This is a genomic window from Streptomyces sp. NBC_00057 (genome assembly GCF_045041165.1).
In the GTDB taxonomy this organism is placed as follows: Bacteria; Actinomycetota; Actinomycetes; order Streptomycetales; family Streptomycetaceae; genus Streptomyces.
In genome coordinates this window covers 454,747-478,246 of the sequence record NZ_CP108256.1, presented here as the reverse complement: position 1 = coordinate 478,246, position 23,500 = coordinate 454,747, and the positions used below count along the sequence as shown (strand labels likewise).

The window sequence follows — 23,500 nt, the reverse complement described above, 5'->3', positions numbered from 1 at the left end:
TGACTAGCGGGGTCGGGTCGCCGAGGGTACTCCACCGATGCGCACCCCGTGAGCGCAATCGCAGTGATCCAGCCCACTTTCGGATGGCTTGCCGCTGGGCACGACTGCGCGTCGCGCGCCCAGGGGTGTAGCCAGCACCCCCTGGGGGGAGGGGGCTTACCCCCGGAAATCCCGGGTGGTGGCGCCATGGTTGCCGCAGCTCCGGTCACCGTACGTTTCTACAGGTCAGCACAGCTTTCCAGAGACCGGAGACCCAATGCCCCAGGCCGTAGCCACCGCTGTGGAAGGTACCCGTGACCGTGCGGGAACTGCTGTAGGCGCCGGCAGTACCGGAATCGCCCAGAGTCAGGGAAGCGACTTCGCGCCCCTCCTGCGCGCGGTCAAGGGGCAGGGACTCCTGGAGCGCCGTACCGGCTGGTACGCGATGGGTATCGCCACCAACCTGGTCGCACTGGGTGCCGTGCTCACCGGCATGTTTCTCCTCGGCAACACCTGGTGGACCCTGCTGCTCGCATTGCCACTGGCGATCTTCTGGTCCCGCACCGCGTTCGTCGGACACGATGCCGGACACGCGCAGATATCCGGCGACCGCAGGGCGAGCCGGGCCATCGGCCTGGTGCATGCCAACCTGCTGCTCGGTATGAACGAGGCATGGTGGAACGACAAGCACGTACGCCACCACGCCAACCCCAATCACATCGACAAGGACCCGGACGTCGGCGTCGGTGCCCTGGTATGGACCCAGAAGCAGGCCGCCCAGCGCGAAGGCTTCGCCCGCTGGCTCACCCGTAACCAGGCCCGGCTGTTCTTCCCGATGCTGCTCCTCGAAGGCATCGCGCTCAAGATCTCCGGCTTCCAGTACCTGCGGCGGCAGCCCGCCCGGGAACGCACCCTCTCGGCACTGCTCCTGGTCGCCCACCTCGGTCTCTACGCAACACTGCTGCTCACTGTCATGTCCCCGGGGAAGGCCGTCGTCTTCGCGCTGTTGCATCATGCGCTTTTCGGGCTCCATTTGGGCATGGCCTTCGCACCGAACCACAAGGGCATGGAGATGCCCGATCCCGACGGCGACCGCTGGGGCCACCTCCAGCGTCAGGTACTCACCTCGCGCAACGTACGCGGCGGTGTCCTCACCGACTGGTTCCTCGGCGGGCTCAACTATCAGATCGAGCACCACCTCTTCCCGAGCATGCCCCGACCGCATCTGCGCCTGGCACAGCCCATGGTGCGCGCCCACTGCGAGGCGCTCGGCATGCAGTACACGGAGACCGGACTGATCGAGTCCTACCGGCAGGCACTCCAGCACATGCACGAGGTCGGCGAACCCCTCAGGTGAGGACTTCGGCCGGCTGGAACCGATGGGCGGGCACAGGCGTTCTCACAGCAGGAGCGGCCTCGGGCCGCGAAGGAGGCGTGGACGATGTCGAACAGCGCAAAGATCGCCATCGGGGGAGTCGTTGCGGCAGTCATCCTGATGCCGTTCATCGGATTCTGGCTGTCACTGCTCGTCCTGATCGGAGTTCCGGCGGTCGCGTATCTGCTGCTGGATCCCAGTCAGCGACGCAGGCTCCGCAGGATTACCCGCAAGGAAATAGGCCGCTGACCACATGCTGAAACAGGGGGGCTGCGCAGTGAGCGGGACAGTGACCGTGGTGAGCAGTAACGAGGAGTATTCCTTCACCAAGCCGAACCGCAAGAGTGTCACCCTGCTGGCCGGGCTCGGCGTGGAGGGAGATGTGCACGCGGGAGCCACGGTCAAGCACCGGTCCCGCGTCGCACAGGATCCCAACCAGCCGAATCTGCGCCAGGTTCACCTCATCCACGAGGAACTGTTCGGCGAATTGCGGGCAGCCGGGTTCGAGGTCGCCCCGGGTGATCTCGGGGAGAACGTCACCACCAGCGGTGTCGATCTCCTCGCCCTGCCCGTCGGCACTCTGCTGCACCTCGGCGACGAGGCGGTTGTCGAGGTCACCGGCCTGCGCAACCCATGCCTGCAGATCGACAACTTTCAGGAGGGGCTCCTCAGGCGGGTCGTCGGCCGGGACGAGGCGGGCAGGGTCGTGCGCAAGGCCGGGATCATGGGCATCGTCACGGTCGGCGGAGTCGTCCGGCCGGGCGACCCGATCGAGGTCGAGCTGCCCGTCGGGCCGCATCGGGTGCTGGAACGCGTGTAGTCCGGAACGCGTCTGAGACGTGGCCGGACCGCGTGTTCGGTCGGGTGGTCGACTGTCGGTCTGCTGCCGAGTACCGACAGCCGCGCTCAGGTCGGCCGTACTGCGAGCGCGTCCAGTGCCTCCAACAGGCTGGGCAGTTGCGTGCCGCGCCCGACCGGCAGCACCTCGCCCGGTTCCTCGTCCAGCAGGATGAAGGCGATGTCATCGGTCCTGGCGACCAGTGACCAGCCGGGGCCGTCGGCGCGCAGCATTCGCGTGTCGCCCGTGGCGAAGGAGGACCGGACGCGGCCGGGCGGCGGCAGGGTGTCCACATAGGCACGCGCCTCCGCGAGCGCCCGCCGCACACCGGGGTGCACTCCGGAAGGTGCGTCCTTCGCGGGGTTCTCGGCGGTGGCGTCGAACCCGTCGCTCTCGGCCTCGTTCTCGACCTCGGCTTCAGTCTCGGCCTCGCCCGCAGAGTCGGCCTCCACGTCCACCTCAGCTTTAGGTTCAACCTTGGCTGCAGCGTTGAGCACGTCGTCGCCCTGGTCCTCGCCCTCAGGCCCGGCGTCGACGCCGTCCTCGCCCCCGGCACCGTCCGCCTCGCCCGGAGTGTCGAAGGCCGTCTCGTCGTCGACCTGCTCGCGCCAAGCCGCCCACTGGTGCGCTATCTCGTCCGCACCCATGCGCCGCTGGGCCGGCCCCCACGACTCCGTGTCGGGCGGAGCCAGCGGCGCCGGATCGGTGCCCTCGGTCTCCGGGTCCGGCAGCGGATCGTGGGGGGCGGCCACTCCCTGTGCGGCGACCCCCACCGCGAGGGGCCAGCCGGGCAGCGCGCAGACCACCGAACGGTCATCGGGGGAGAGGTCGTACTCCATTCCGCAGTCCCAGGCCGCGATCGCGACAGCGACCAGCGACACGTCCTCGACGACGACGGTCCAGCGCGCACCACTGCCGTCCTGGCCGAGGACCAGCCCGTATCCCTCGTCGTACGGTTCGAGGGCGAGCGCCGCACACGCGGCGGGGTAGTCGTCACCGAGCACGCTCGGGAACTGCGCAGGTGTCAGCAGCACCGCGGTGAGCACATACAGTGCGTCGTCGTCGGCGACTGTGTCGTTCGTCCCGGCCAAGGCACCCTCCTCGTCCGTCATGGTTGTCCGTCGGCGCACCTTAACGAGTCGGTAACCCGCTCGTCGAGGCCCTGACAAGGGAAGGCGTGGTCCCGGACAAGGGGGAAGACGTGGGCCCGCGGTCCGGTGGACGGCGGGCCTCAGTCGGTGGGCCCTTCCGAGGAACCGTGAGCGCATGACTTGCTCGTACACACAGACGGTCTTCCCCGTCGACGTAGAGTTGGACCATCGACCGGGGAAAGGGGGCAGCACGGTGAAGCGGTACGACCGGCTGAAGGAGATTCAGCGTCTGGATCCGGAACGTGACTTCCTCCGGATCTACCGGATCACGGCAACCTACGAGTTTCCCTGGGACATCACCCGCGCTCTTGAACTGGCTCTGTATCGCACCTATGCAGTCCCCAGCATCGGCCGACTTCTCGCAGAGACAGCCGAACTGACGGACCGTCAGCAAAAGCGCTACGACGACACCGCACTGCTCCTCGACGCGGTCGTGGAGCACGGCTTCGAGAGCGACCCGGGGCGCATGGCCATCCGCCGGATCAATCAGATGCACCGCAGCTACGACATCAGCAACGACGACATGCGCTATGTGCTGTGCACCTTCGTCGTCACCCCGAAGCGGTGGCTGGACAGCTACGGCTGGCGCCGGCTGTCCGACCACGAACTTTGGGCGTGCGCCGCCTACTATCGGACTCTGGGTGCCCTTATGGGCATCAAGGACCTGCCGGAGACGTACGAGGACTTCGAGCGCACCCTCGACACCTACGAGGCCGAGCACTTCGGCTGGGACGAAGGGGGACGCCGAGTCTCCGACGCCACGCTGGACCTGATGGGCTCCTGGTATCCGCGCCCCTTCGCTCCCGTCGCGCGGAAGGCCGCCCTCGCACTGCTCGATGATTCGCTGCTGCGGGCATTCCGCTACGAACGCCCGGGCTCCGCGGCCCGAAACCTCACCCGTGGCGTTCTGCGCCTGAGGGCACGGGCCGTGCGACTGCTGCCGCCCCGTACCACCCCGCACTTTGCCCGGCAGAACCCGGAGATCAAGGGCTACCCGGACGGCTACGAGGTTTCCGGGCTCGGTACGTTCCCCGCCCCGGGCATCCGCGGCTGTCCGGTCCCGCACAAGCGACGCCCCGGCGCTCCGGCCGAGTGAGCAGGAGCGGAGAGCGCTCGCAGATCAGAGCGTCCGTACGGCAAGGGCGAGGAACCGGTCGTCCTCATCCGTGTACGACTCGAGCCGCCAGCCCGAACGCGCCAGCAGCGGGCGGAGGTTGTGCTCGGCACGCAGGTCGTCATCCGTGATCCGGCGGCCGTGGAGCGCGGCCAGGGCGGCCCGACCGATGGGGTGGAAGAGAGCCAGCTGCCCGCCCGGCCGCACCACCCGTGCCAACTCCGCCAGGTCCGGTCCGGGATGCGAGAGATGGGAGATCAGCCCAGCCGCGAACACCGCGTCGAGCGACTGCGGTCTCAGGGGCAGGCGGGCGACATCGGCGAGGAGCAGCGCCCCGCTCCGGTCGCGTCCCGCCCGTACCGCCGCCTCCAGCATCGCCGCTGTGAGGTCCACGCCCAGGACCGTGCCTCGCGGTCCCACGGCCGCGCGCAGGGCGGGCAGCGCCCGTCCCGTACCGCAGCCGGCGTCCAGTACCGCGTCACCGGGGCCCAGCGCGAGGGAGTCGACGGCGGCGGCGTAGGCCGGCCCGTCGTCGGAAAACCGTCTGTCCCAGTCCGCAGCGCGGGCCGTGAAGAAGTCCTGGACGTGTGTGTGGTCATCGGCCATACAGACATGATCGCGTAGTTGCCACCGGAGCGAAACAGAGCGAAACATCGGGAAATGGGGTGCCTATTCGAGCACTGCGTGATCGTTCGGGAACATCTCTCTGTCATATTTCAGCAGCTTTCGAAATGAGCCCCGGGCACGCACCCCCATCGCGACTAGCGTCCCCGATCCATGGGACACCTGGACCACGCCACCTTCGGCTGGCTGACACCTGCGCTGTCGTACGCGATGGCATGCATCGGCGCGGCACTCGGACTGAGCTGCACCGTGCGGGCACTCGACACAACCGGCCGTTCGCGACGCAACTGGCTGATCACGGCCGCATCCGCCATCGGCTCGGGCATCTGGACGATGCACTTCATCGCGATGCTCGGCTTCGGCGTGACCGGCACCGATATCCGCTACAACGTGCCGCTCACTCTGCTCAGCCTGCTCGGCGCCATGGTGGTGGTCGGCGGCGGCGTCTTTGCCGTCGGCTACAGCCGCGACCGGACCAGGGCGCTGCTGCTCGGCGGGTTCGCCACCGGACTTGGCGTCGCCAGCATGCACTACCTCGGCATGGCGGCACTCCGTCTGCACGGCACGATCCACTTCGACCCGCTGCGGGTTGCACTCTCCGTCGCCATCGCTGTCGTGGCCGCTACGGCAGCGTTGTGGGCGGCGCTCAACATCAAGTCGCCCCGAGCCGTCGCGCTGGCTTCCCTCGTCATGGGGGCGGCGGTCAGCAGCATGCACTACACCGGAATGCTGGCGGTCTCCGTGCACGTCGTGCCCTCCGGAAGGGAACTTCCCGGGGCCACGACCATGCAGTTCATCTTTCCTCTGGCTGTCGGCCTGGGCTCGTACCTCTTCCTTACCTCGGCTTTCGTGGCGCTCTCCCCGACGGCCAGGGAACGCGCCGCCTACGTCTTCGCCGAACGCACCGCAGGACCCACCGAAACGGACTCATCCGCAGCCACACAACACGGATTCACCGAGCGCGGGCCCGTCTTCCGGGCACGACGTGGTGACGGGAGTACCCACGACGTATCGCCCGCCACCACGCCCTGACCTCCGTACCCGGCCGACCGGCACCTGCGACACACCCAGCTCCACACCCGGAACGAGGAGGCCATGCGCCCACCCCGCACGACCCCGGAAACCGGTGCGACTGCGACCGCCCGGCCCACCGACCCACCGACGCGCGGACGCCGCGCGCACGCGGGGCAGCCGGCCGACGAGAGCGCCGAGCACGACGTGAGGCCGCTGCTGACACACGACACATCCGCGCCGCGCGGACGGTGGAGGCTGCGTCCCAGGACCGTACGCGCGAAGATCATCTCGCTGCTGATGGTGCCGGTCGTCTCGCTGCTCGCCCTGTGGGGTTTCGCCACGGTCACCACCGCCCAGGATGTGGCACGGCTGCGCCAGTCGCAGCAGGTCGACGACGAGGTCCGGGCTCCCATATCCACCGCTGTCGCGGCACTCCAGAGCGAGCGCCGGGCGGCCATGCTCCAGTCCGCGGCCCCCAGCAGTGCCCAGGCAGCCGCACTGGAGCGCCAGACCGAGCGCACCGACACCGCGCTCGCCGCCCTGCGCCTCGACAGCGGGCACACCATCGCCGACACCGGCAACCTCCCGCCCACCGTTGCCGACCGGCTCGACCGGTTCCTGGGCCTCACCCACCGACTGCGCGTCGACAGGAGCGATGCGGGCGACGAGAACGCCGTGTACGACCAGTACACCGCGGCCGTCTCCGCGGCCCTCGGCGTCCGCGGCGCACTCACCGGCATCCAGGACGACGCACTCGGCTCCGACGCCCGCGTCCTGCTCGAACTCTCCCGCGCCGACGAGATGCTGGCCCGCGAGGACGCCCTGCTGGCCACGGCCGCTCGCACAGGAACGCTCAAGGGCGGCCAACTGCGCCTGTTCACCGGAGCGGTGGATTCCCGAAGGAACTTCACCGAGACCTCGGGCGCAGATCTGCCCACCTCCGAACGGGCCGTCTGGCAGAGGTTCACCGCCCGGGACGCCTACCGGCAGATCCAGGCCGCCGAGGACAAGGTGCTCGCCGCGCCCGCCGGTCGCGATGCCGCGCGGGCAGTGCTTGCTGCCGACTGGGAACGAGCAGCGGACCGCGTACGGAGCGAGCTGCGCACCATCGACACCACCGCCGGCCAGCGCGCCGCCGACCGGTCGAATCCGCTCGCCCGAGGACTGTTCAGCCCGTCCGGAGCCGCCGTGCTCTTCGGCTGCGTCGCCGTCGCCGCCTCACTGGTGATCTCCGTGCGCATCGGTCGCGGACTCGTCGTCGAACTCGTCAGTCTCCGCAACAGCGCCCTGGAGATCGCCCGCCGTAAACTGCCACGCGCCATGCAACGGCTACGTGCGGGCGAGGAACTCGACATCGGGGCCGAGGCCCCGCAGGGCCCGGCCACCCACGACGAGATCGGCCAGGTAGGCGAGGCACTCGGCACAGTGCACCGGGCAGCCCTCAGCGCTGCCGTTGAACGGGCCGAACTCGCCGACGGCATCTCCGGAGTCTTCGTCAACCTTGCCCGTCGTAGTCAGGTGCTGGTCCACCGTCAGCTCAACCTCCTCGACAGCATGGAACGCCGCGCCGACGACCCCGACGAGCTGAGCGATCTCTTCCGGCTCGACCACCTCACCACCCGGATGCGACGGCACGCCGAGAGTCTGATCATCCTGTCCGGCGCGGCGCCGGGACGGGCCTGGCGGATGCCCGTACCGCTGACCAACGTCGTACGCGCCGCCGTCTCCGAGATCGAGGACTACGCCCGCGTGGAGGTACGGCAACTGCCCGACGCCGCGGTGAAGGGCACAGCCGTTGCCGACCTCACCCACCTGCTGGCCGAACTCATCGAGAATGCCGCACAGTTTTCACCGCCCCACACCAAGGTGCGCATCAGCGGCGAGCCCGTGGGCAACGGCTACGCCCTGGAGATCGAGGACCGCGGCCTGGGCATGGGCAACGAACTCCTTGGCGAGGCAAACCGGCGCATCGAACAGGCGGAGGCACTGGACCTCTTCGACAGCGACCGGCTCGGCCTCTTCGTCGTCAGCCGACTCTCCGTACGCCACCACATCAAGGTTCAGCTGCGCACCTCCGCGTACGGCGGGACGACCGCGGTGGTTCTGCTGCCAACGGCAGTGCTGCAGACCGCACTTCCGGCGGCCGAGGTGCCGACCGCGCCTGGGAACACCTCGGTCGAGCGCCAGGACGACCGGGACTGTCCGCCCTTCGGACCCGGACCCGGCCCCCGTACGGCGCGACCGCGGACCACGGCCTTCCCGGCGCCGGTACCGGTACCCGCGCTCGAGTCCCGCACGCAGCCCGCTGCCGCGGTCACCTTGCTGCGCGGGCGTCCGGGCGGAACGGACGAGCACAAGGCCGTGGCCCACTCGCAAGAGCAGCCCGACGACGGCACGCTGCCGCGCCGTGTGCGGCAGGCCAGCCTCGTTCCGCAACTGCGCGAGGAGCCCCGCCCCGAAGAACCGCCACACGGCGACCCGAACGGCAAGGACCGCCCGCCGGAGCGCACCCCGGAGCAGGCCCGGGACCGCATGACCGCCTACCGCAACGGTTGGGTGCGCGGCGGCGGCACCGCCCCCGGCACATCCTCGCCCCGCCCGGGCACCACCTACCCCCGTCCACGCAGCGAAGGAGACCATGCATGATCGCGAACGAGAGGACCGGGGTGCGCCACAGCTCGGGCGAACTCGACTGGCTGCTGGACGATCTGGTGACACGGGTCGGTGAGGTCCGCCACGCCGTCGTGCTCTCCGGCGACGGCCTCGCGGTGGGCGCCTCCAGCGCCCTGAGCCGCGAGGACGCCGAGCATCTGGCCGCCGTGGCCTCCGGATTCCACAGCCTGGCCAAGGGCGCGGGGCGCCATTTCCGGGCCGGGAACGTACGCCAGACCATGGTCGAGATGGACGAGGGCTTTCTGTTCGTCGCGGCAGCGGGCGATGGATCCTGCCTCGCCGTACTCAGTACGGCCTTCGCCGACATCGGACTGGTCGCCTACGAGATGGCCCGGCTCGTCAAACGGGTGGGTGAGCATCTGCGTACCCCGCCGCGGTTCGCCGCACCCCCGTCGGCAGTCGGCTGAGAGGGCGGAGACGGCCGTGTCCATGACCGACGAGGGCCCGGGGGGAATCCCGCGGACCCCGGGCCCACACACACGTCCAGGCAGCCAGTGGTACGACGCCGAAGCCGGCCCGCTGGTCCGCCCCTACGCCGTAACGGGTGGCCGGACCGAACCGGGCCCCACCGGCGTGCAGTTCGATCTGATCGCACTCGTCACCTTCGACGACAACGCACCGGACGGCTCCGAGGAATCCCTGCTCGGTCCCGAGCACCGAGCCCTGCTCACCCTCTGCCGGTCGGAGACCCAGTCCGTCGCGGAGCTCTCCGCCGATGCCGACCTTCCGGTCGGAGTCGTACGCGTACTCCTCGGCGATCTGCTCGAAGCCGGCTACGTACGCGTCAGCCGCCCCGTGCTGCCCGCACAGCTGCCGGACGAACACATTCTTCGCGAGGTGATCATCGGTCTGCGCGCTCTGTAGGGACACTTCGGTGACGCGGTCGGGCCGTACGCGGAGCAGGCGGGCCTCTCTCCTCGCCCCGGCGTAGGGAGGAGAGAGGGGCCGCGCTCGTCGACCGTACGGTGCCTCGGGGTCAGACGTTGACCCCGTAGTCGGATGCGATACCGGCCAGGCCCGAGGCATAACCCTGGCCGACCGCACGGAACTTCCACTCCGCGCCGTGCCGGTACAGCTCGCCGAAGACCATCGCGGTCTCGGTCGAGGCGTCCTCGCTGAGGTCGTAACGGGCCAGCTCGACCCCGTTCGCCCGGTTCACCACGCGGATGAATGCGTTGCGGACCTGGCCGAAGCTCTGACCGCGGCTCTGCGCGTCATGAATGGAGACCGGAAAGACTATTTTCGCGACATCCGCCGGGACAGCCGCCAGGTCCACATTGATGGACTCGTCGTCGCCCTCGCCCTCGCCGGTCAGATTGTCGCCGGTGTGCTGGACCGAACCGTCCGGGCTCGTCAGGTTGTTGTAGAAGACGAAGTGCAGGTCGGAGAGGACCTTGCCGGCATCCGAGCACAGCAGCGCGCTCGCGTCCAGGTCGTGATCCGCCCCCGTCGTCGTCCGAACGTCCCAGCCCAGGCCGACCGTCACTGCGGTCAGGCCGGGCGCCTCCTTCGACAAGGAGACGTTGCCGCCCTTGGCCAGGGTCACACCCATGAACTTCCTCCAGTGATCCAGTGGTTCAGCGATTCGGTGATGTGGTGATCAGTGCTTCTTCGGCCGTCATACGGGTCAATGATGGCGCCTCGCCCGTGGTTTCCTCGCATGCGCAAACCCTGAAGTGACTGGCAGGGAGGGGCGCCGTACGTTGGTGAGCCGATACCTCATGTGCGTGGGTCGGTACCGGGACTCACATCGGTCTCCTTCATGGCCTTCGCCTCACTCTTCAGGATCCGCATGGATTTGCCCAGGGCGCGGGCCGTGTCCGGCAGCTTTTTTCGAGCCGAACAGGGCGATGACCACAATCGCCACGATCAACAGGTGCCAGGGTTCGAGGCCGTTGCGCAACATTTGTGTCCCGCCCTTCCTTTCGGTGTCTTGGTCGGTGTTTCCGCTCGGCGTTCGCGGACGGTGCTTCAGGCTGGTTGTGGCAGGTCCGGTGATCCACTCGAACAGCGATACTTGCCACATTGCGCAACTGTTCAACCATGGGGCGGCGGAGCGAGCGCGTCGTCCACCATGGACGCCGGACGGACGGGGTGGCCGATGACAGGAAGTCACAATTCAGCAGCGGGCAGGCGAAGGGGCAGCCGGCTGCGGCGAACAGCCATGTTCGGGCTGTCGTTCCTCGTGCTGCTTGTCGCGGGCGTCGGGTGGGCTTACCTCAAACTGAACGGCAGCATCGACACCTTCAGCGCGGACGGGATCTCGGGCGACCGGCCGCCCGGCTCGTCGAACGGGCAGAACGTCCTGGTCATCGGATCGGACTCACGCGCGGGCGACAACAGCAAGCTGGGCGGCGGCATGGGTACGGTGGGGCGCTCCGACACCGCGTTCCTTCTCCATGTGTACGCCGACCGCAAACACGCGGTCGCCGTGTCCATTCCGCGTGACTCCCTGGTCGACATCCCGGCCTGCAAGATGCCGAGCGGCGAGTGGACCGCGCCGCAGCACGACGTGATGTTCAACGGTGCGTTCTCGGTGGGGGAGACGGCCGAGGGAAACCCGGCCTGCACCCAGAACACGGTCGAGCAGCTCACCGGCCTGCGCGTCGACCACACCGTCGTCATCGATTTCGCCGGATTCTCCGCGCTGACATCGGCCGTCGGGGGCGTTCCGGTGTGTCTACCCCAGGACATCTACCAGCGAGACCTCAGCCCGAAGCGGCCCACACGGGGTGCCCGGATCTTCGCGAAGGGTCCGCAGACAGTCTCCGGGCAGCGGGCACTCGACTACGTCCGGCTCCGGCACGGCATCGGTGACGGCTCGGACATAGGGCGGATCAAGCGCCAGCAGGCATTTGTGGCCTCCCTCATCAAGAAGGTCAAGTCCCGGGGACTGAACCCCACCACATTGCTGCCCCTCGCCGACGCGGCCACCGACGCGATGACTGTCGACCCCGGGCTCGGGTCGGCCGACCGGCTTCTGTCGTTCGCCATGTCGATGAAGAACATCGACCTGCACAACACCAAGTTCGTCACTGTCCCCTGGCGCTACGAGGGCTCGCGCGTCGCGATAGTCGAACCGGACGCCGACGCGCTCTGGGCAGCGCTGAAGGCCGACCGTACGGTCGACGGCCAGGACGCCAGCGGCAAGGGATCGGCCGAGGGCAGAAGGGCGGCGAGCGGCCCGGCATCGCCCGCGGCCGTCGCCCCGGTCTCCGGCACGGGCATCAGCATCGCCGTCTACAACGGCACCACGGTCAGGGGACTCGCGGCCCGGGCCGCCGAACTTCTGCGCGCCCGACGCTTCACCGTCACCACCACGGCCAATGCGAGCAGCCAGGACTACGCCTCGACCGTCATCGAGTACGGACCGGGCCTGCGGAACGAGGCAGAGACCACTGCACGGCTCTTCGCCGGAGCCCGGACGACCGCGTCCGACACCGTCGGAATCCAGGTGATCCTCGGCAGTTCCTACGCACAGAACCCATCGTTCGCACCCGAAAACCCGGCACCCTCCGCCGTGCCGCCCATCGTCGCCGCCGGGGCGCGGTCGGCCGACGACGACCCGTGCGCGGACCTCTCGTACGGCTGACCTCCCGCGGCGGTGGGAAGGCGGCGCTCAGAGCGGTGCCGGGACCGTCCGGAGCTGCAGCGCCGGGTGACGGGGAGCCGCGAAGCCGCACGACTCGTACAGAGCGGCTCCGTCCCCCGTGGCGTACAGATTGACCACCGTGACGTGGGCCTCCTCGCGGAACCAGGCGAGGAGGGCATCGAGGCAGACACGGGCATGCCCACGGCGGCGCCGTCGGGGATCGGTGCTGACATTGGAGACATGCCCGTGCAGTCCGCTCGGATTCGCCGGGCTGGGGGCATGCGCATCGCATGTCCCGACGGCGCTGGAGACGGTGCCGAGCTCGGGGTCGTCGACCAGGAACGCGGCGAACGTGTCGGGCCGACGCAGCCGCTCGGTGAACCACTCAGCGGAGGCCGCCCGCCATGGGGCATCGACACCACCCGTCTCCATCCCCATGTCGGCCAGCATCAGCCCCCGCAACCGTACCAACGCGGGCACATCGTCGAGCGTGGCGCGGCGAGCACGCACCGCCTGCCCGCCACCGACGCCCGTACTCGTGGCGGACGCCAGGCGGTCGATGCGCGAGAGGGTCATGAGAATCTCCACTTCCGTTCGTAGCGGGTGCGGGCCGCCCACAGTCCGCATGTGTACAGGGCCGGCACCGTTGCGAGCAAAAGGAAATAGAGCGGTGGCAGCGCCCTCATGCCCAGCAGCGGACCGAGCGGAGAGAGCGGCAGCAGCAGGCCGACCACCGCGAGTCCGGACGCTGCCGCCCGCAGCGGGCCGCCGCTGTGACCCTCGGCAGTGCGGCGGCCCGTACGGAGCAGCAGCATCACCAGAGCCTGGGTGAGCAGGTTCTCGGTGAACCAGGCGGAGTGGAACGCCTCCTGCCCGCCCGATGTCGCCGAACCGTGCAATGCGTAGGCCGGCACTGCGAACGTCGCCGGGTCCGCAGTGGCGTTCAGCAGACCGAAGCCCGTGATGAAGCGGAGGAAGTCGCGTGGCGCAGCACCGTGGGTCCGCAGCACCGCAGGTGCGGGCTGGTCGAACGCGAAGGCGAGCTGCGCCATGTCGAAGCACAGGTTCTGCACCAGGACCTGTGCCGGAAGCCTCGGCGGGAACGGCAGCATCAGCCCCGCGGCAAGCATCGCGATGACATTGCCGAGGTTCGAAGTGAGAGTGATGCGCAGATACGTGGCGATGTTCCCGCTGCAGTGCCGGCCGGCCCTGATCGCATGCGAACCCGAGGAAGGCCAGTCCCTGTTCGTCGGCCGTCGTGTACGTACCGAGCCGGGCGGGCCGCTCGCTCCGGGCCACCGCGAGCAGCCGCAGACCGTCCGCGGCCTCGCGCGTGGCCAGGGCCCTCAGCCGGCCCCGTTCGGCATTGTCCAGGGCACAGCGGTCGAGTACTGCCTCCACTGCCCCCTTCGTGACGAGGGTGTGGGTGCCGAGCCTGCCGGGGCTGCGGACGACCGCGGTGGCGAGGCGCCGCACCGGATCGAACGGCAGCGCGGCCACACCGTCGTACGCGCACAGCGCCCCCTCCTGCTCCGCGGTGGCGCCCAGAACCGCCTCGTCGAGTGCGTCGGGGGCGGGCAGTTCAGCGAGCTGCAGCGTCCAAAGTGCGTTCACCTCGGGTTCCTCCGCCTGCCCCTCCAGCAGCCCGCGCGGCCCGCTGTCCAGCGAGCGGAGAACCTGCAAGGAGGTCGGTGCGGCAACCGGCGAAGCGGGCGGCGCGACGCCAGGGGCGGCGCTCCGGCCGACCGCCGCGTCCGCCATCGGCACGATCACGGCGGACGACTGGTCGGGATCGGTGCTGCCGGGACCTGCGGCGGCACTGCTCTCAGGCACCGCGTTCACGGAGGCGTACGGGGTGCGCGGGCGCGTGTCCGGCGCGTTCGGCGAGCTGACCGACCATCAGCCGGACGACCGTCACCACGTCGGGGTCGTCGACCAGATACACCTGCCGGCGGCCTTCGCGGCGTGACCGTACGAGACCGGCCAGTTTCAGCTTCGTCAGATGCTGGCTCACCGAAGGAAGGGTGCCGCCCACCCGGTCCGCGAGGCCGGTCACATCGCTCTCGCCCTGGGAGAGGGCCCACACGATGTGCAGGCGCGCAGGCGTCGCCAGCAGGCCGAAGGCGGCAGCCGCCTCCACCAGTACCTCCGCGGGCGGATCCTCGAAACCGCCGTCGGCAGCTGTCGACACTCTTGCTCTCCCTGTCCGCGTGGGCCATTCCTCGCACCCGAAACACCCAGTGTAGGCGCCGACCTGCCGCCGTCCGCGGGCCCATGCGTTGGTGAGCGGCCCGTGCGCTCACGACCGGGAACAGCAGGCGCACTCCGCCAGACGCATCGGATTGTGGACTCATCCGGGCAGTCGGTGAGCGGGAACGGTCACATCGCTAAAAAAGCGATCCCGTCCCACGGGGCAGGTTCTCGTTTGCCATGCTGTCGCCGTACTCATGCTGACGGTCCACGGAATCTGAGCCCTTCAAGACAGCTCTGACCTGCGTATTCAGCGTCTTGGGACTCACTGGTGAGAGAAGTGATCGATGCCTTCCGAGCACGCTGACAAAACCCACGGGGAGACGGCCGGGGAGGTCGTGGAGACCGACGCCCTCGCACTGAAGATATTGGTCGCCGGAGGCTTCGGGGTCGGGAAGACGACGCTGGTCGGCGCGGTCAGCGAGATCCGGCCGCTGCGGACGGAGGAACTCCTCAGCGAGGCCGGACAGTCGGTCGACGACACCGACGGGGTCGATCAGAAGACCACGACGACCGTCGCCATGGATTTCGGACGCATCACCATCCGGTCCGGTCTCTCGCTCTATCTGTTCGGCACACCGGGACAGGACCGCTTCTGGTTCCTGTGGGACGAGCTCTCCCAAGGGGCGCTCGGGGCCGTCGTCCTCGCCGACACCCGGCGCTTGGAGGACTGTTTCCCGGCCGTCGACTACTTCGAGCACCGCGGCATCCCCTTCGTCGTAGCGGTGAACTGCTTCGCGGGCGCCCGCGCCTACGGCGAACGCGAAGTGTCCCGTGCCCTCGATCTCGACCTCGGCACGCCCGTCGTGCTGTGTGATGCGCGCGACCGGGACTCCGGCAAGGAAGTCCTGATCCGCATGGTCGAATATGCCGGCCGGATGCACACCGCCCGGCTCCTCGACTCGGTGAGCTGACCCTCCCGGCGCACATCTGTCGCGCGCCAAGGGGCCAGGACCCAGCCACATGACCGAGGAGTGCTTGCCCGTACGTGACCAGTGCGCGAGGCTTACGCGAAACGTGGGGCACGGGGAACGCATGAGCGGGGAGGAGCGGGGAAATGGCGCTGGACAGGGAACTCGACTGGCTCCTTGACGATCTCACGAGCAGGGTCGAGCACATACGGCACGCATTGGTGCTGTCGAACGACGGACTGGTGACCGGAGCGAGCACAGGCCTGGCGCGTGAGGACGCGGAGCATCTTGCAGCGGTCTCGTCCGGGCTGCACAGCCTCGCCCGCGGATCGGGACGCCACTTCCGCGCAGGGAAGGCCCGGCAGACCATGGTGGAATTCGACGAGGCACTGCTCTTTGTGACGGCCGCAGGGGACGGCAGCTGTCTGTGCGTGCTGAGCGCGGCCGAGGCCGACGTCGGTCAGGTCGCGTACGAGATGACGCTGCTCGTGAACAGAGTCGGAGAGCATCTCGGTGTTGCCGCGCGGCAGGCGGAAAGCGAAGGAAACAAGCGGACCTGACCCCGGCCTGGGAGTTGTCCACAGGCCGGCCGAGCGATGTCCTCCCGGATTATGGTGCTCACAGAGAGTAATTGTTTCTCACGGGGGAGAGCATCATGACTGTTACCGAAGCTGTGTGTACGGAGACCGCGAGCACGATGGCTGTGGGCACAGCAGCCCAGGAACTTCAGCTGAAGCGCGGCGAGTTCGCCATTGCCGTACATGTGGGTCTGGTCCGCGTGCTGGTGCAGCAGGGTGGCGGAAGGCCGAGGGTCCGCAGGGAGGAGGTCGACCGGCTGCGGTCGCAGGACGGGTTCCCGGAGGCGCTGCGGGAGAGGGTGCACACTGTCGGGACGGCGGAAGGCGCCCAACTGCTCGGGATCAGTCCGGACCGCTTCACCAAGCTGGCCCGTGCGGGATGCCTCACGCCGATCACGTTCTATCTCAACCGCTACCGGGCGGTGGTCTGGCTCTATCTCGCCCAGGAGCTTGCGGAGTTCGCCGCCAGGGAGTCTCAGCTCCTGGTGGGGAAGAGTCCGGCCTGGGTGCGTAGCCGGTTGGAGGGAGGCGCCGACTTCCGTGCGCACGACTGGCGCTCGCGCCGCATTGAACGGCTGATGAGCCTCACGGAGGACCCCTGGGCCCGCGCGGCCGTGCTCGCGGGCACGCTGGACCCGGTGCAGTTGGCAGAGGTGGTCGACGATCCGTACGAGCGCGCCTACCTCGCCAGGATCCGGCCCGAACCGGTCTTCGGGCCAACGGGGTCGCCTTCTGCGAGGGAGGCCATGGGGCGCCTGATGCAGGCCGACGAACCGGACGAGATGCTGTGGCGGCGGGTCGGCCTGATCATGGAGCTGGACAACGCCCGGGAGGCCCGGCCGGCTCCGCGTCCGGGCGACGACTGGCGCCCCGGCCCCAGGAACGAGCTCGGGCTCGGGCTCGAGAGGGGGCGGGAACCTGAGCCCGAACCCGTTGCTGAGCCCGAACCTGCCTCGGTTTGCGAACCCGTCCAGGTCTTCAGCCCCGACCCGGCATTCGGTCCCTTCCCGGCGTCCGAGCCCGCACCAACCTTCGTTCCTGTACGCGATTCCGATCCGGTACGTGATCCGGCGCCCGATCCTGCACCTACGCCGACAGCGGCTCCAGAAGCCGCACTTGGGCTGCTTGCCCGGCTCGGTCTGCGAAGGCGCGCATCCCGGCGTCCCTGCCGATAAACAACTCGCACAGGGAGAACGGCACCGGCATCCTGGCCCACATGCTGATCAGGGAAGCCACTGCCGAGGACTGGCCCGCCATCTGGCCGTTCTTTCACGAAATCGTCGCCGCTGGCGAGACCTTCACCTACCCACTCGATCTCGGTGAGGACGATGCCCGCTCTTGGTGGCTCCTCGAGTCACCGAACCGCACGGTCGTCGCAGTCGACGACGACGGGACCATCCTCGGCACGGCAAAGATGAACAACAATCACATGGGCAACGGCGCGCACATCGCCAGCGCCAGTTACATGGTCGACCCCAAGTGTTCCGGACAGGGTGTGGGCCGGTCCCTGTGCGTGTACACGCTGGAATGGGCTCGCTCGTCGGGGTTTTGGGCCATGCAGTTCAACGCCGTGGTGGAGACGAACACCTACGCTGTCCGGCTCTACCGCTCGCTCGGCTTCGAAATCCTGGGAACCCTGCCCGAGGGGTTCAACCATCCGAAACAGGGATTCGTCGGACTGCACATCATGTACCGCCCTCTGTGACAGTCGCCTTGTCCATCATGTCCCAAGCGGTGGTGATGTGGGGTAGGAGATCGTTGCGTGCTGCGGGGACACTCGCGGCCGCAACGGTGGTCGGCCTGACCGGCACGGTCCTCCCTGCCGGCCCGGCCGCAGCCCATACCCCCACCTGGGCCGTGACCTGCACCGAGGTGACCCTTGACCTGACTGCCTACAACGGCAACGTCACCAACCAGGTGACCGTGACCGTCGACGGCAAGGACCTCCTGCCCACCGAGACCTTCGGTAGGGAGCTCCACAAGAAGATTGAGCTGCCCAAGCACGACAAGGAACTGACGGTTCACCTCGTCGTCAAGGCCGGCGACGGCGACAACTTCTCGCGCGACGAGACCAAGCTGGCGCCGGTGTGCGAGGGCACCACCCCGTCGCCCGTGCCGCCCGAGGCCATGCCGTCGCAGGTCCGGACCTGGCCGAGACGGGTTCCTCGTCCGCCACTCCGATCATCGGTGGAGCGGCTGTGGCCGTCCTTCTGGCCGGTGGCGGCATCATGTGGTCCGTGCGCAGCGTCGTACCGCACAGCATTGACGTAGACGGGTGGTCCTGGCGCAGGATTGCGCCAGGACCACCCGTCGAGGGATGTGTCGCCCCGCGCGGGCGACACATCCCTCTGCGCTTTCGTCACACCTGCTCCTGCTCCTGCTCCGCGGGCGGCAGTGGGGGAGTGGAGGTGGGCGGCGCCGACGGACCGATCTCGCACCAGACGGCCTTCCCTTCGCCGCGAGGCTCGATGCCCCAACGGGCGGCGACGGCATCCAGGAGCAGCAGGCCTCGCCCCGATGTTGCGGTCTCGCCCGGGCTGCGACGACTCGGCCACACGCTCGAACGGTCCTGAACCGACAGCCGGACCCGCCGGACGGGCTCAGGCAGCATCTCCAGAGTGAGTACCGCGCCACCTTCCGTGTGCAGAAGTACATTCACCAGCAGTTCCCCGGTCACCAGCTCGGCGTCGTCGGCGAATTCGGCCATGTCCCAGTCGGTCAGGGCCTGGCGCACGATGGTGCGGGCGTCGGACAGTCCCTCCGGGTCCGCCTGGTGGACGTACTGGTGCAACCGCGGAGCCCGAGGCGACCCAGGGCCTGGGCTGCGCCGCAGCACCAGCAGGGCGACATCGTCCCCCGAACCCCAACGCTCCCACAGCCGGTCCGACAGATGATCGGCCAGCGCCTGAGCACCCGCGGGCCCTGCACTGACCTCGTTGATCAGAGCCTGCACGCCCGTATCGACATCGACCCCCGGCTCTTCCACGAGTCCATCGGTGTACAGGACAATGGTTTCGCCCGGCACCAGGTCGAGACGGGTCTCCGGAAACTCCTCGTCCTCGAAGTCGGTCGAAATGCCCAGGGGCAGACCGCCCCGTACCTGCGGGCTGCTGACCCGGCCGTCCACGTGCCGGATCAGCGGTCCGAAGTGGCCGGCGCGCACCACACGCACGGTCCCCGAGGCGAGATCGACCTGGGCGTACGTACACGTCGCGAAGCGTTCCGTGTCCAGTTCGGCGAGGAAGCGCGAGGCCCGGGCCAGCACCGTCGACGGATGGTGTCCCTCGCCGGCGTACGCGCGCAGGGCGATACGCAACTGGCCCATGATGGCGGCGGCATGCGTGTCATGACCCTGCACGTCACCCACGACGATGCCGAAACGGTTCATCGGCAGCGCGATCACGTCGTACCAGTCACCGCCGACCTGGCGTCCGCTCCAGGCCGCGTGATAGCGCACGGCTATCTCGCCACCCTCGATCTCCTGGACCCGCCGCGGCAGCATGGTCGCCTGGAGGCCGGTGGCGAATTCGCGCTCCTCGTCGAAGAGCCTCGCCCGCTGCAGGGACTGGGCCACGATGGCAGCCAGCCCCAGACACAGATTGCGCTCATCAGCGTTGAAAGTCGTGTTTTCGCGGTAGAAGAGCGCCAGGGTGCCGAGGGAACGCGCCTGGGCGACGAGCGGTAGATAGGCGGCCGCACGGAATTCCAGCCGTCCTGCGTGGCGAGTCAGCACGGGATAGCGGTGTATGAGTCCCGAGACCGAGGTCAGGAACCGGGGGCGGCCGCTGAGAATTGTGTCGGCCAGGGGGTACCTCCGGTCCAGACCCGTGGATCCAAGCTCGTCGATCGCCTCCAGTGGGTCGCCGCTCAGGGCGATGACATTCAGTGTGGCGTTCTCGACCAGACCGAGTGCGAGGCCGTCCGCGCCGAGCCGGTCCAGCCCACCCGGTCCGGTGAGCGCGGCGGTCACATCATCCACGGTCACCGCACGTGACAACGCGCTCGTCGTGCGTTCAACAATGCTCGTCTGGCGCTGTTGCCGCTTTTCCAGGTCCCTCACGAAGGCCGAATGGGTTACCTCCGCCGTCGCGTCCCGTACCACCCCGACGACCCGGTGCGCCCGGCCGTCATCGCTGCGCAGTATCCGCGCCTGGACATGGGTCCACTGGTCCCTGCCGTCGTCGAGCGGTACCCGGAAGCGAACGCTGTACGAGCTGCGCCCACCCTTGATCGCCTCGTCGATCGCCACATGGAGTCTGGTCCGCTCCGAAGGTTCGAGTCGTTCCACCAGGGAATCGGGCCGTGAGTCGAAGGCCAGTGGGTCCAGCCCGAAGACCAGCAGGCCCGCTTCGTCGATGTCGAGCGAGTGGGCATCCATGTCCCACTCGAAACTACCCGTCCGATTCATGGCAAGCCGCTGCGCCGTCGCGGTCTCGCCGTTGTGCGTCTTCTCGATCAGCAGGCGGGGCGGGACGGATGTGCTCGGTTGCCGGTCGTGATCGGTCATTCCTGCTCCGGAGGTCTTCCGGCGGGGCAGCCGGGCGGCACGGCCCGTACGGGGTGTCTCAATTGTCGAACCGGTTCCGGCAGGCTGCCACAGCGGACACCCGGCAAAAACCGGACTGAGGGTCGTTCCGGGCGGCCTCCGCACCCCTGCCGCCCGAGCCCCGGGACCCGCCCCGCAGAATGGCAGAGGAAGATCGTCCACGATCGGCGGGCGATACGGCACAGGGGCTGACCGGAGCGCATTCATGAACCACGACGATCCCGTCCTGCTGCACACCGAAGGACGCATCCGACACATCACGCTCAACCGCCCGCGCGCCCTCAACGCGCTGAACCACGCCATGGTGCTGCGCATCGACGGAGCACTCGCCGAAGCCGAGCTCGACGACAGCGTCACCGCGGTCCTGATCAACGGGGCGGGGGAGCGGGGCCTCTGCGCCGGCGGCGACATCCGCTCGATCCACGAGGACGTCCACGCGGGCGGCGGCACATCGATGGACTTCTGGCGTGACGAGTACCGGCTCAACGCCCGTATCGCCCGATTCCTCAAGCCGTATGTCGCGATCATGGACGGCATCGTGATGGGCGGCGGCGTCGGTGTCTCGGCCCACGGCGACGTCCGGATCGTCACCGAACGCTCGCGCGTCGCCATGCCCGAGACCGGCATCGGCTTCGTCCCCGATGTGGGTGGGACGTACCTGCTCGGTGCCGCGCCCGGTGAGCTCGGCACCCATCTGGCGCTCACCGCGGATGCGGTCGGCGCGGGTGATGCGCTGCTGTGCGGGCTCGCCGACCACTTCGTACCGTCGCAGCGCCTCGCCGAGCTCACCAGGGCCCTCGCCGCCTGCGGTACGGCTGCCGAGATCGAGGAGACGGTGCGGCGGTTCGCCTCGCCTGCGCCGGGCGGCGAACTGGCGGCGCACCGCGAGTGGATCGATTCGTGCTACCGGGCCGAGTCCGTCGAGGAGATCCTCGACCGCCTCGACAACAGCGGTGTCCCCGCCGCCAAGCAGGCCGCCGAGACGATCCTGGCCAAGTCGCCCACCGCGCTCAAGGTGACACTCTCCGCCCTGCGCAGGGCCCGCAGGCTCGACAGCCTGGAGGCGGTGCTCGACCAGGAGTACCGGACTTCGTGCACCGCCTTCACCAGGCCCGACCTGGTGGAAGGCGTGCGTGCCCAGATCATTGACAAGGACCGCAATCCCCGGTGGAGCCCGGCGGATCTGGCCGAGGTCTCCGAGGCCGACGTGGCGCTCTTCTTCGCCACGCTGGGCGACCGAGAACTCGGCCTGGACTCCGGCCTCGGACGACGGACTGATCTGACGAATACGGACTGAGGCAGGCCGAGGCGGACGAAGACGGAACTGAGACGGACCGGGATTGCGGAGGCCGGTTCAGAGGTCGTTGGGGCCGGTGACGGTGCGGAACGGGATGCGGAGGAGGTCTGCCGCGGCCTTGAGGTCCTTGGCGCGGTGGCCGGTGCAGAGAGTCCAGTGATGGCCGATGCCGGTCGAGGACCAGGCGTCGGTCCACTCGCCGGGGTCGAAGCCGAAGTCGACGCGGGAGGTGGTGTTTCCGATCTCCAGCAGAGGTCCCGGGACGACTTCGCCCTCGGAGGCGATGAACGCAAAGCTGCCGTCCGCCTCCTGACCGATCCCGAACGTGGTGACCGGACCGTGTTTGACGTCGAACTCGACGCTGACGCCCCACCCGCGTTTGCCGTGGTACACGCCCAGCCCGCGCAACAGCGGATCCTCGGCGCTGATCGCGAGGTGGGCGGGGCCGTCGTGGCCCATCTCGACGACCCGGTCGCGGAAGTTGAGGGCCTGGAGCTCGGTGAAGGAGCCGCCGGCGCCGATGGTGTCGGCGATGAGCATGGCGAGGCTGGTGCGCAGCTCGTACTCACCGGCCATCGGGACGCCTCGGGCGGTCAGTAGCGACGCGCCGAGGATCATGCCCGCGCCGAGCCGCTCGTGGATCTCGCCCTCGAGTCCGCGGTGGTAGTAGGCGAGGCTGTCGAGCTCGAAGTTTTCGACGAGCCGGTCGAGTCCGACCGATACCCGGGCGGCCCAGGCGAGATCGTCCTCGTCGACGGAGTCGTCGAGGGTGAAGACCGTACGCGCGAGCGCGACGCGTTCGGCGGCCTCCTCGTTCGTCACGGCGGCGACCCGGACCCGCAGGTCGTCGAATTCGAGGACTTCGACGTGTCCGCCGAACTGGGTGGAGACCAGCGTCATGTCGGTGGAGACATCGAGCATCCCGGGGTAGAGGTGGCCCATCAGCCCGTGCCGGCCGTGGCGCATCGCGCCGCGCACCTGCGCGGCCAAGATCCAGCGGCGGATCCGGTTCCAGGCGTTCTCGTCGTGCAGATGGCCGGAGACGGAGCGGAAGGGGATACCGCTTCGCCGGAACACATTGGCGACCTCCGGCAGCGGGCACTGTCCGCAGTACGCCAGCCACCTGCCCGTGTCGGTGTTCAGGTGGTCCATCGCCTCGGTCGGCTGGAGGTCGATGACCAGTACCGGAGTGTGGGTGCGCTGGGCGATCGGCAGGACCATCGAGGCCGTGAGATAGGTCGTCAGGAACATCACGACAATGTCGCAGTCGGTCCTGCGCAGCTGTTCCGCCGCCCTGGCGGCCTCCTGCGGGTCGGAGATGAAGCCGGCGTCGGCGACCTCGCAGCCCATCTCCCCGAACCGCCCGGTCACCAAGCGCGCCGATTCCCGCAACTGGTCGAGGAGGCCGGGGAACTGCGGCCAGTATGCGCCGAGTCCACCGGAGACCAGACCGACACGGGTACGGCGACGCGTGGTGCGGGCGAGCACGCCGTCGAGCACGGCGGGAGATACATCAGTCATGAGTTTCCTTCCTTCGTCATCCAACGAGTACCCGGGC

Annotated in this window: 21 protein-coding genes and 3 pseudogenes; 15 read left to right on the top strand and 9 right to left on the bottom strand. The window is 68.7% G+C overall.

Translation table 11 applies throughout. The features are described 5' to 3' along the window. Positions 1 to 256: 256 nt before the first annotated feature. From OG953_RS02450 to OG953_RS02440, 3 genes are all read left to right on the top strand, one after another. The gene (locus OG953_RS02450) at positions 257 to 1,336 is read left to right on the top strand and encodes a fatty acid desaturase family protein (protein WP_405682196.1); all 1,080 of its coding nucleotides are present in this window, start codon (positions 257 to 259) and stop codon (positions 1,334 to 1,336) included. Positions 1,337 to 1,420: 84 nt separating this feature from the next. After that, positions 1,421 to 1,603 (top strand): hypothetical protein, encoded by a 183-nt coding sequence (locus tag OG953_RS02445; protein WP_114248565.1) that lies wholly within the window; start codon positions 1,421 to 1,423, stop codon positions 1,601 to 1,603. A gap of 40 nt (positions 1,604 to 1,643) precedes the next feature. After that, on the top strand, positions 1,644 to 2,174 hold the full coding sequence (locus tag OG953_RS02440) for an MOSC domain-containing protein (RefSeq protein WP_405691578.1): 531 nt from the start codon (positions 1,644 to 1,646) through the stop codon (positions 2,172 to 2,174). A gap of 86 nt (positions 2,175 to 2,260) precedes the next feature. Here the strand turns inward: OG953_RS02440 and OG953_RS02435 are convergent, their stop codons facing one another. Continuing rightward, positions 2,261 to 3,304: a hypothetical protein gene (locus OG953_RS02435; RefSeq protein ID WP_405682194.1), complete on the bottom strand. Its 1,044-nt coding sequence runs from the start codon at positions 3,302 to 3,304 to the stop codon at positions 2,261 to 2,263. Positions 3,305 to 3,536: 232 nt separating this feature from the next. Between OG953_RS02435 and OG953_RS02430 the strand changes: the two genes are divergently transcribed. Continuing rightward, the gene (locus OG953_RS02430) at positions 3,537 to 4,439 is read left to right on the top strand and encodes an oxygenase MpaB family protein (protein ID WP_405682193.1); all 903 of its coding nucleotides are present in this window, start codon (positions 3,537 to 3,539) and stop codon (positions 4,437 to 4,439) included. A gap of 24 nt (positions 4,440 to 4,463) precedes the next feature. On the opposite strand, the gene OG953_RS02425 is transcribed toward OG953_RS02430, so the two are convergent. Continuing rightward, on the bottom strand, positions 4,464 to 5,063 hold the full coding sequence (locus tag OG953_RS02425; RefSeq protein ID WP_405682192.1) for a class I SAM-dependent methyltransferase: 600 nt from the start codon (positions 5,061 to 5,063) through the stop codon (positions 4,464 to 4,466). A 171-nt stretch (positions 5,064 to 5,234) separates the two neighbouring features. Here OG953_RS02425 and OG953_RS02420 point away from each other — a divergent pair, with 171 nt between their 5' ends. The 4 genes from OG953_RS02420 (at position 5,235) to OG953_RS02405 (ending at position 9,632) form a co-directional block, all read left to right on the top strand. Then, positions 5,235 to 6,113 (top strand): MHYT domain-containing protein, encoded by an 879-nt coding sequence (locus OG953_RS02420; protein WP_405682191.1) that lies wholly within the window; start codon positions 5,235 to 5,237, stop codon positions 6,111 to 6,113. Between the two features lie 63 nt (positions 6,114 to 6,176). Further along, positions 6,177 to 8,741: a nitrate- and nitrite sensing domain-containing protein gene (locus OG953_RS02415; protein WP_405682189.1), complete on the top strand. Its 2,565-nt coding sequence runs from the start codon at positions 6,177 to 6,179 to the stop codon at positions 8,739 to 8,741. Further along, positions 8,738 to 9,175, top strand: a complete 438-nt coding sequence (locus OG953_RS02410; RefSeq protein WP_405682187.1) for a roadblock/LC7 domain-containing protein — start codon at positions 8,738 to 8,740, stop codon at positions 9,173 to 9,175. Before OG953_RS02415 ends, OG953_RS02410 begins: the two co-directional genes overlap by 4 nt. 22 nt (positions 9,176 to 9,197) lie before the next feature. Further along, entirely contained in the window at positions 9,198 to 9,632 is a 435-nt protein-coding gene (locus OG953_RS02405) for a DUF742 domain-containing protein (RefSeq protein WP_405691576.1), read from the top strand. A 112-nt stretch (positions 9,633 to 9,744) separates the two neighbouring features. On the opposite strand, the gene OG953_RS02400 is transcribed toward OG953_RS02405, so the two are convergent. Together OG953_RS02400 and tatA are read right to left on the bottom strand one after the other, a co-directional pair. Continuing rightward, positions 9,745 to 10,320, bottom strand: coding sequence for a TerD family protein (locus OG953_RS02400; protein ID WP_189280859.1), 576 nt, complete (start codon positions 10,318 to 10,320; stop codon positions 9,745 to 9,747). A gap of 167 nt (positions 10,321 to 10,487) precedes the next feature. After that, positions 10,488 to 10,674 (bottom strand): annotated as a pseudogene (gene tatA / locus OG953_RS02395) (Sec-independent protein translocase subunit TatA). Between the two features lie 258 nt (positions 10,675 to 10,932). Between tatA and OG953_RS02390 the strand changes: the two are divergent. Continuing rightward, a complete protein-coding gene (locus OG953_RS02390; RefSeq protein ID WP_405682185.1) occupies positions 10,933 to 12,360 on the top strand; it encodes an LCP family protein in 1,428 nt (475 codons plus the stop codon). Between the two features lie 27 nt (positions 12,361 to 12,387). Here the strand turns inward: OG953_RS02390 and OG953_RS02385 are convergent, their stop codons facing one another. From OG953_RS02385 to OG953_RS02375, 3 genes and pseudogenes are all read right to left on the bottom strand, one after another. Further along, positions 12,388 to 12,936 carry a GNAT family N-acetyltransferase gene (locus OG953_RS02385; protein WP_405682184.1) on the bottom strand — a complete coding sequence of 183 codons (549 nt, stop codon included), beginning with the start codon at positions 12,934 to 12,936 and terminating at the stop codon, positions 12,388 to 12,390. Next, positions 12,933 to 13,974, bottom strand: a pseudogene (locus tag OG953_RS02380) (cation transporting ATPase C-terminal domain-containing protein); the annotation flags it as partial. The gene OG953_RS02385 and the pseudogene OG953_RS02380, both read right to left, overlap by 4 nt. A gap of 211 nt (positions 13,975 to 14,185) precedes the next feature. Next, positions 14,186 to 14,551 carry an ArsR/SmtB family transcription factor gene (locus tag OG953_RS02375; protein ID WP_405682182.1) on the bottom strand — a complete coding sequence of 122 codons (366 nt, stop codon included), beginning with the start codon at positions 14,549 to 14,551 and terminating at the stop codon, positions 14,186 to 14,188. Positions 14,552 to 14,897: 346 nt separating this feature from the next. Between OG953_RS02375 and OG953_RS02370 the strand changes: the two genes are divergently transcribed. From OG953_RS02370 to OG953_RS02350, 5 genes and pseudogenes are all read left to right on the top strand, one after another. Next, complete coding sequence (locus OG953_RS02370) at positions 14,898 to 15,524, top strand: GTP-binding protein (protein WP_405682180.1); 627 nt, start codon at positions 14,898 to 14,900, stop codon at positions 15,522 to 15,524. A 143-nt stretch (positions 15,525 to 15,667) separates the two neighbouring features. After that, positions 15,668 to 16,081, top strand: a complete 414-nt coding sequence (locus OG953_RS02365) for a roadblock/LC7 domain-containing protein (RefSeq protein WP_405682178.1) — start codon at positions 15,668 to 15,670, stop codon at positions 16,079 to 16,081. Positions 16,082 to 16,176: 95 nt separating this feature from the next. Beyond that, positions 16,177 to 17,274, top strand: coding sequence for a DUF6397 family protein (locus tag OG953_RS02360; protein ID WP_405682176.1), 1,098 nt, complete (start codon positions 16,177 to 16,179; stop codon positions 17,272 to 17,274). Between the two features lie 41 nt (positions 17,275 to 17,315). Beyond that, a complete protein-coding gene (locus tag OG953_RS02355) occupies positions 17,316 to 17,804 on the top strand; it encodes a GNAT family N-acetyltransferase (RefSeq protein WP_405682175.1) in 489 nt (162 codons plus the stop codon). A 35-nt stretch (positions 17,805 to 17,839) separates the two neighbouring features. Then, positions 17,840 to 18,365: pseudogene (locus OG953_RS02350) on the top strand (LAETG motif-containing sortase-dependent surface protein). A gap of 93 nt (positions 18,366 to 18,458) precedes the next feature. Here OG953_RS02350 and OG953_RS02345 read toward each other — a convergent pair. After that, on the bottom strand, positions 18,459 to 20,606 hold the full coding sequence (locus tag OG953_RS02345; RefSeq protein ID WP_405682174.1) for a SpoIIE family protein phosphatase: 2,148 nt from the start codon (positions 20,604 to 20,606) through the stop codon (positions 18,459 to 18,461). A gap of 244 nt (positions 20,607 to 20,850) precedes the next feature. Here OG953_RS02345 and OG953_RS02340 point away from each other — a divergent pair, with 244 nt between their 5' ends. Continuing rightward, a complete protein-coding gene (locus tag OG953_RS02340; protein ID WP_405682173.1) occupies positions 20,851 to 21,942 on the top strand; it encodes an enoyl-CoA hydratase/isomerase family protein in 1,092 nt (363 codons plus the stop codon). A gap of 57 nt (positions 21,943 to 21,999) precedes the next feature. On the opposite strand, the gene OG953_RS02335 is transcribed toward OG953_RS02340, so the two are convergent. Next, positions 22,000 to 23,463, bottom strand: coding sequence for an arabinose isomerase (locus OG953_RS02335; RefSeq protein WP_405682172.1), 1,464 nt, complete (start codon positions 23,461 to 23,463; stop codon positions 22,000 to 22,002). Positions 23,464 to 23,500: the final 37 nt, after the last annotated feature.

Excerpts from the sequence above, each read along its gene's own strand:
- OG953_RS02335 (WP_405682172.1), bottom strand. The coding sequence starts at position 23,463 with ATGACTGATGTATCTCCCGCCGTGCTCGACGGCGTGCTCGCCCGCACC.
- OG953_RS02450 (WP_405682196.1), top strand. The coding sequence starts at position 257 with ATGCCCCAGGCCGTAGCCACCGCTGTGGAAGGTACCCGTGACCGTGCG.
- OG953_RS02385 (WP_405682184.1), bottom strand. The coding sequence starts at position 12,936 with ATGACCCTCTCGCGCATCGACCGCCTGGCGTCCGCCACGAGTACGGGC.
- OG953_RS02360 (WP_405682176.1), top strand. The coding sequence starts at position 16,177 with ATGACTGTTACCGAAGCTGTGTGTACGGAGACCGCGAGCACGATGGCT.
- OG953_RS02345 (WP_405682174.1), bottom strand. The coding sequence starts at position 20,606 with ATGACCGATCACGACCGGCAACCGAGCACATCCGTCCCGCCCCGCCTG.
- OG953_RS02400 (WP_189280859.1), bottom strand. The coding sequence starts at position 10,320 with ATGGGTGTGACCCTGGCCAAGGGCGGCAACGTCTCCTTGTCGAAGGAG.
- OG953_RS02370 (WP_405682180.1), top strand. The coding sequence starts at position 14,898 with ATGCCTTCCGAGCACGCTGACAAAACCCACGGGGAGACGGCCGGGGAG.
- OG953_RS02420 (WP_405682191.1), top strand. The coding sequence starts at position 5,235 with ATGGGACACCTGGACCACGCCACCTTCGGCTGGCTGACACCTGCGCTG.
- OG953_RS02390 (WP_405682185.1), top strand. The coding sequence starts at position 10,933 with ATGTTCGGGCTGTCGTTCCTCGTGCTGCTTGTCGCGGGCGTCGGGTGG.
- OG953_RS02355 (WP_405682175.1), top strand. The coding sequence starts at position 17,316 with ATGCTGATCAGGGAAGCCACTGCCGAGGACTGGCCCGCCATCTGGCCG.
- OG953_RS02340 (WP_405682173.1), top strand. The coding sequence starts at position 20,851 with ATGAACCACGACGATCCCGTCCTGCTGCACACCGAAGGACGCATCCGA.
- OG953_RS02365 (WP_405682178.1), top strand. The coding sequence starts at position 15,668 with ATGGCGCTGGACAGGGAACTCGACTGGCTCCTTGACGATCTCACGAGC.
- OG953_RS02445 (WP_114248565.1), top strand. The coding sequence starts at position 1,421 with ATGTCGAACAGCGCAAAGATCGCCATCGGGGGAGTCGTTGCGGCAGTC.
- OG953_RS02415 (WP_405682189.1), top strand. The coding sequence starts at position 6,177 with ATGCGCCCACCCCGCACGACCCCGGAAACCGGTGCGACTGCGACCGCC.
- OG953_RS02435 (WP_405682194.1), bottom strand. The coding sequence starts at position 3,304 with ATGACGGACGAGGAGGGTGCCTTGGCCGGGACGAACGACACAGTCGCC.
- OG953_RS02425 (WP_405682192.1), bottom strand. The coding sequence starts at position 5,063 with ATGGCCGATGACCACACACACGTCCAGGACTTCTTCACGGCCCGCGCT.
- OG953_RS02410 (WP_405682187.1), top strand. The coding sequence starts at position 8,738 with ATGATCGCGAACGAGAGGACCGGGGTGCGCCACAGCTCGGGCGAACTC.
- OG953_RS02405 (WP_405691576.1), top strand. The coding sequence starts at position 9,198 with ATGACCGACGAGGGCCCGGGGGGAATCCCGCGGACCCCGGGCCCACAC.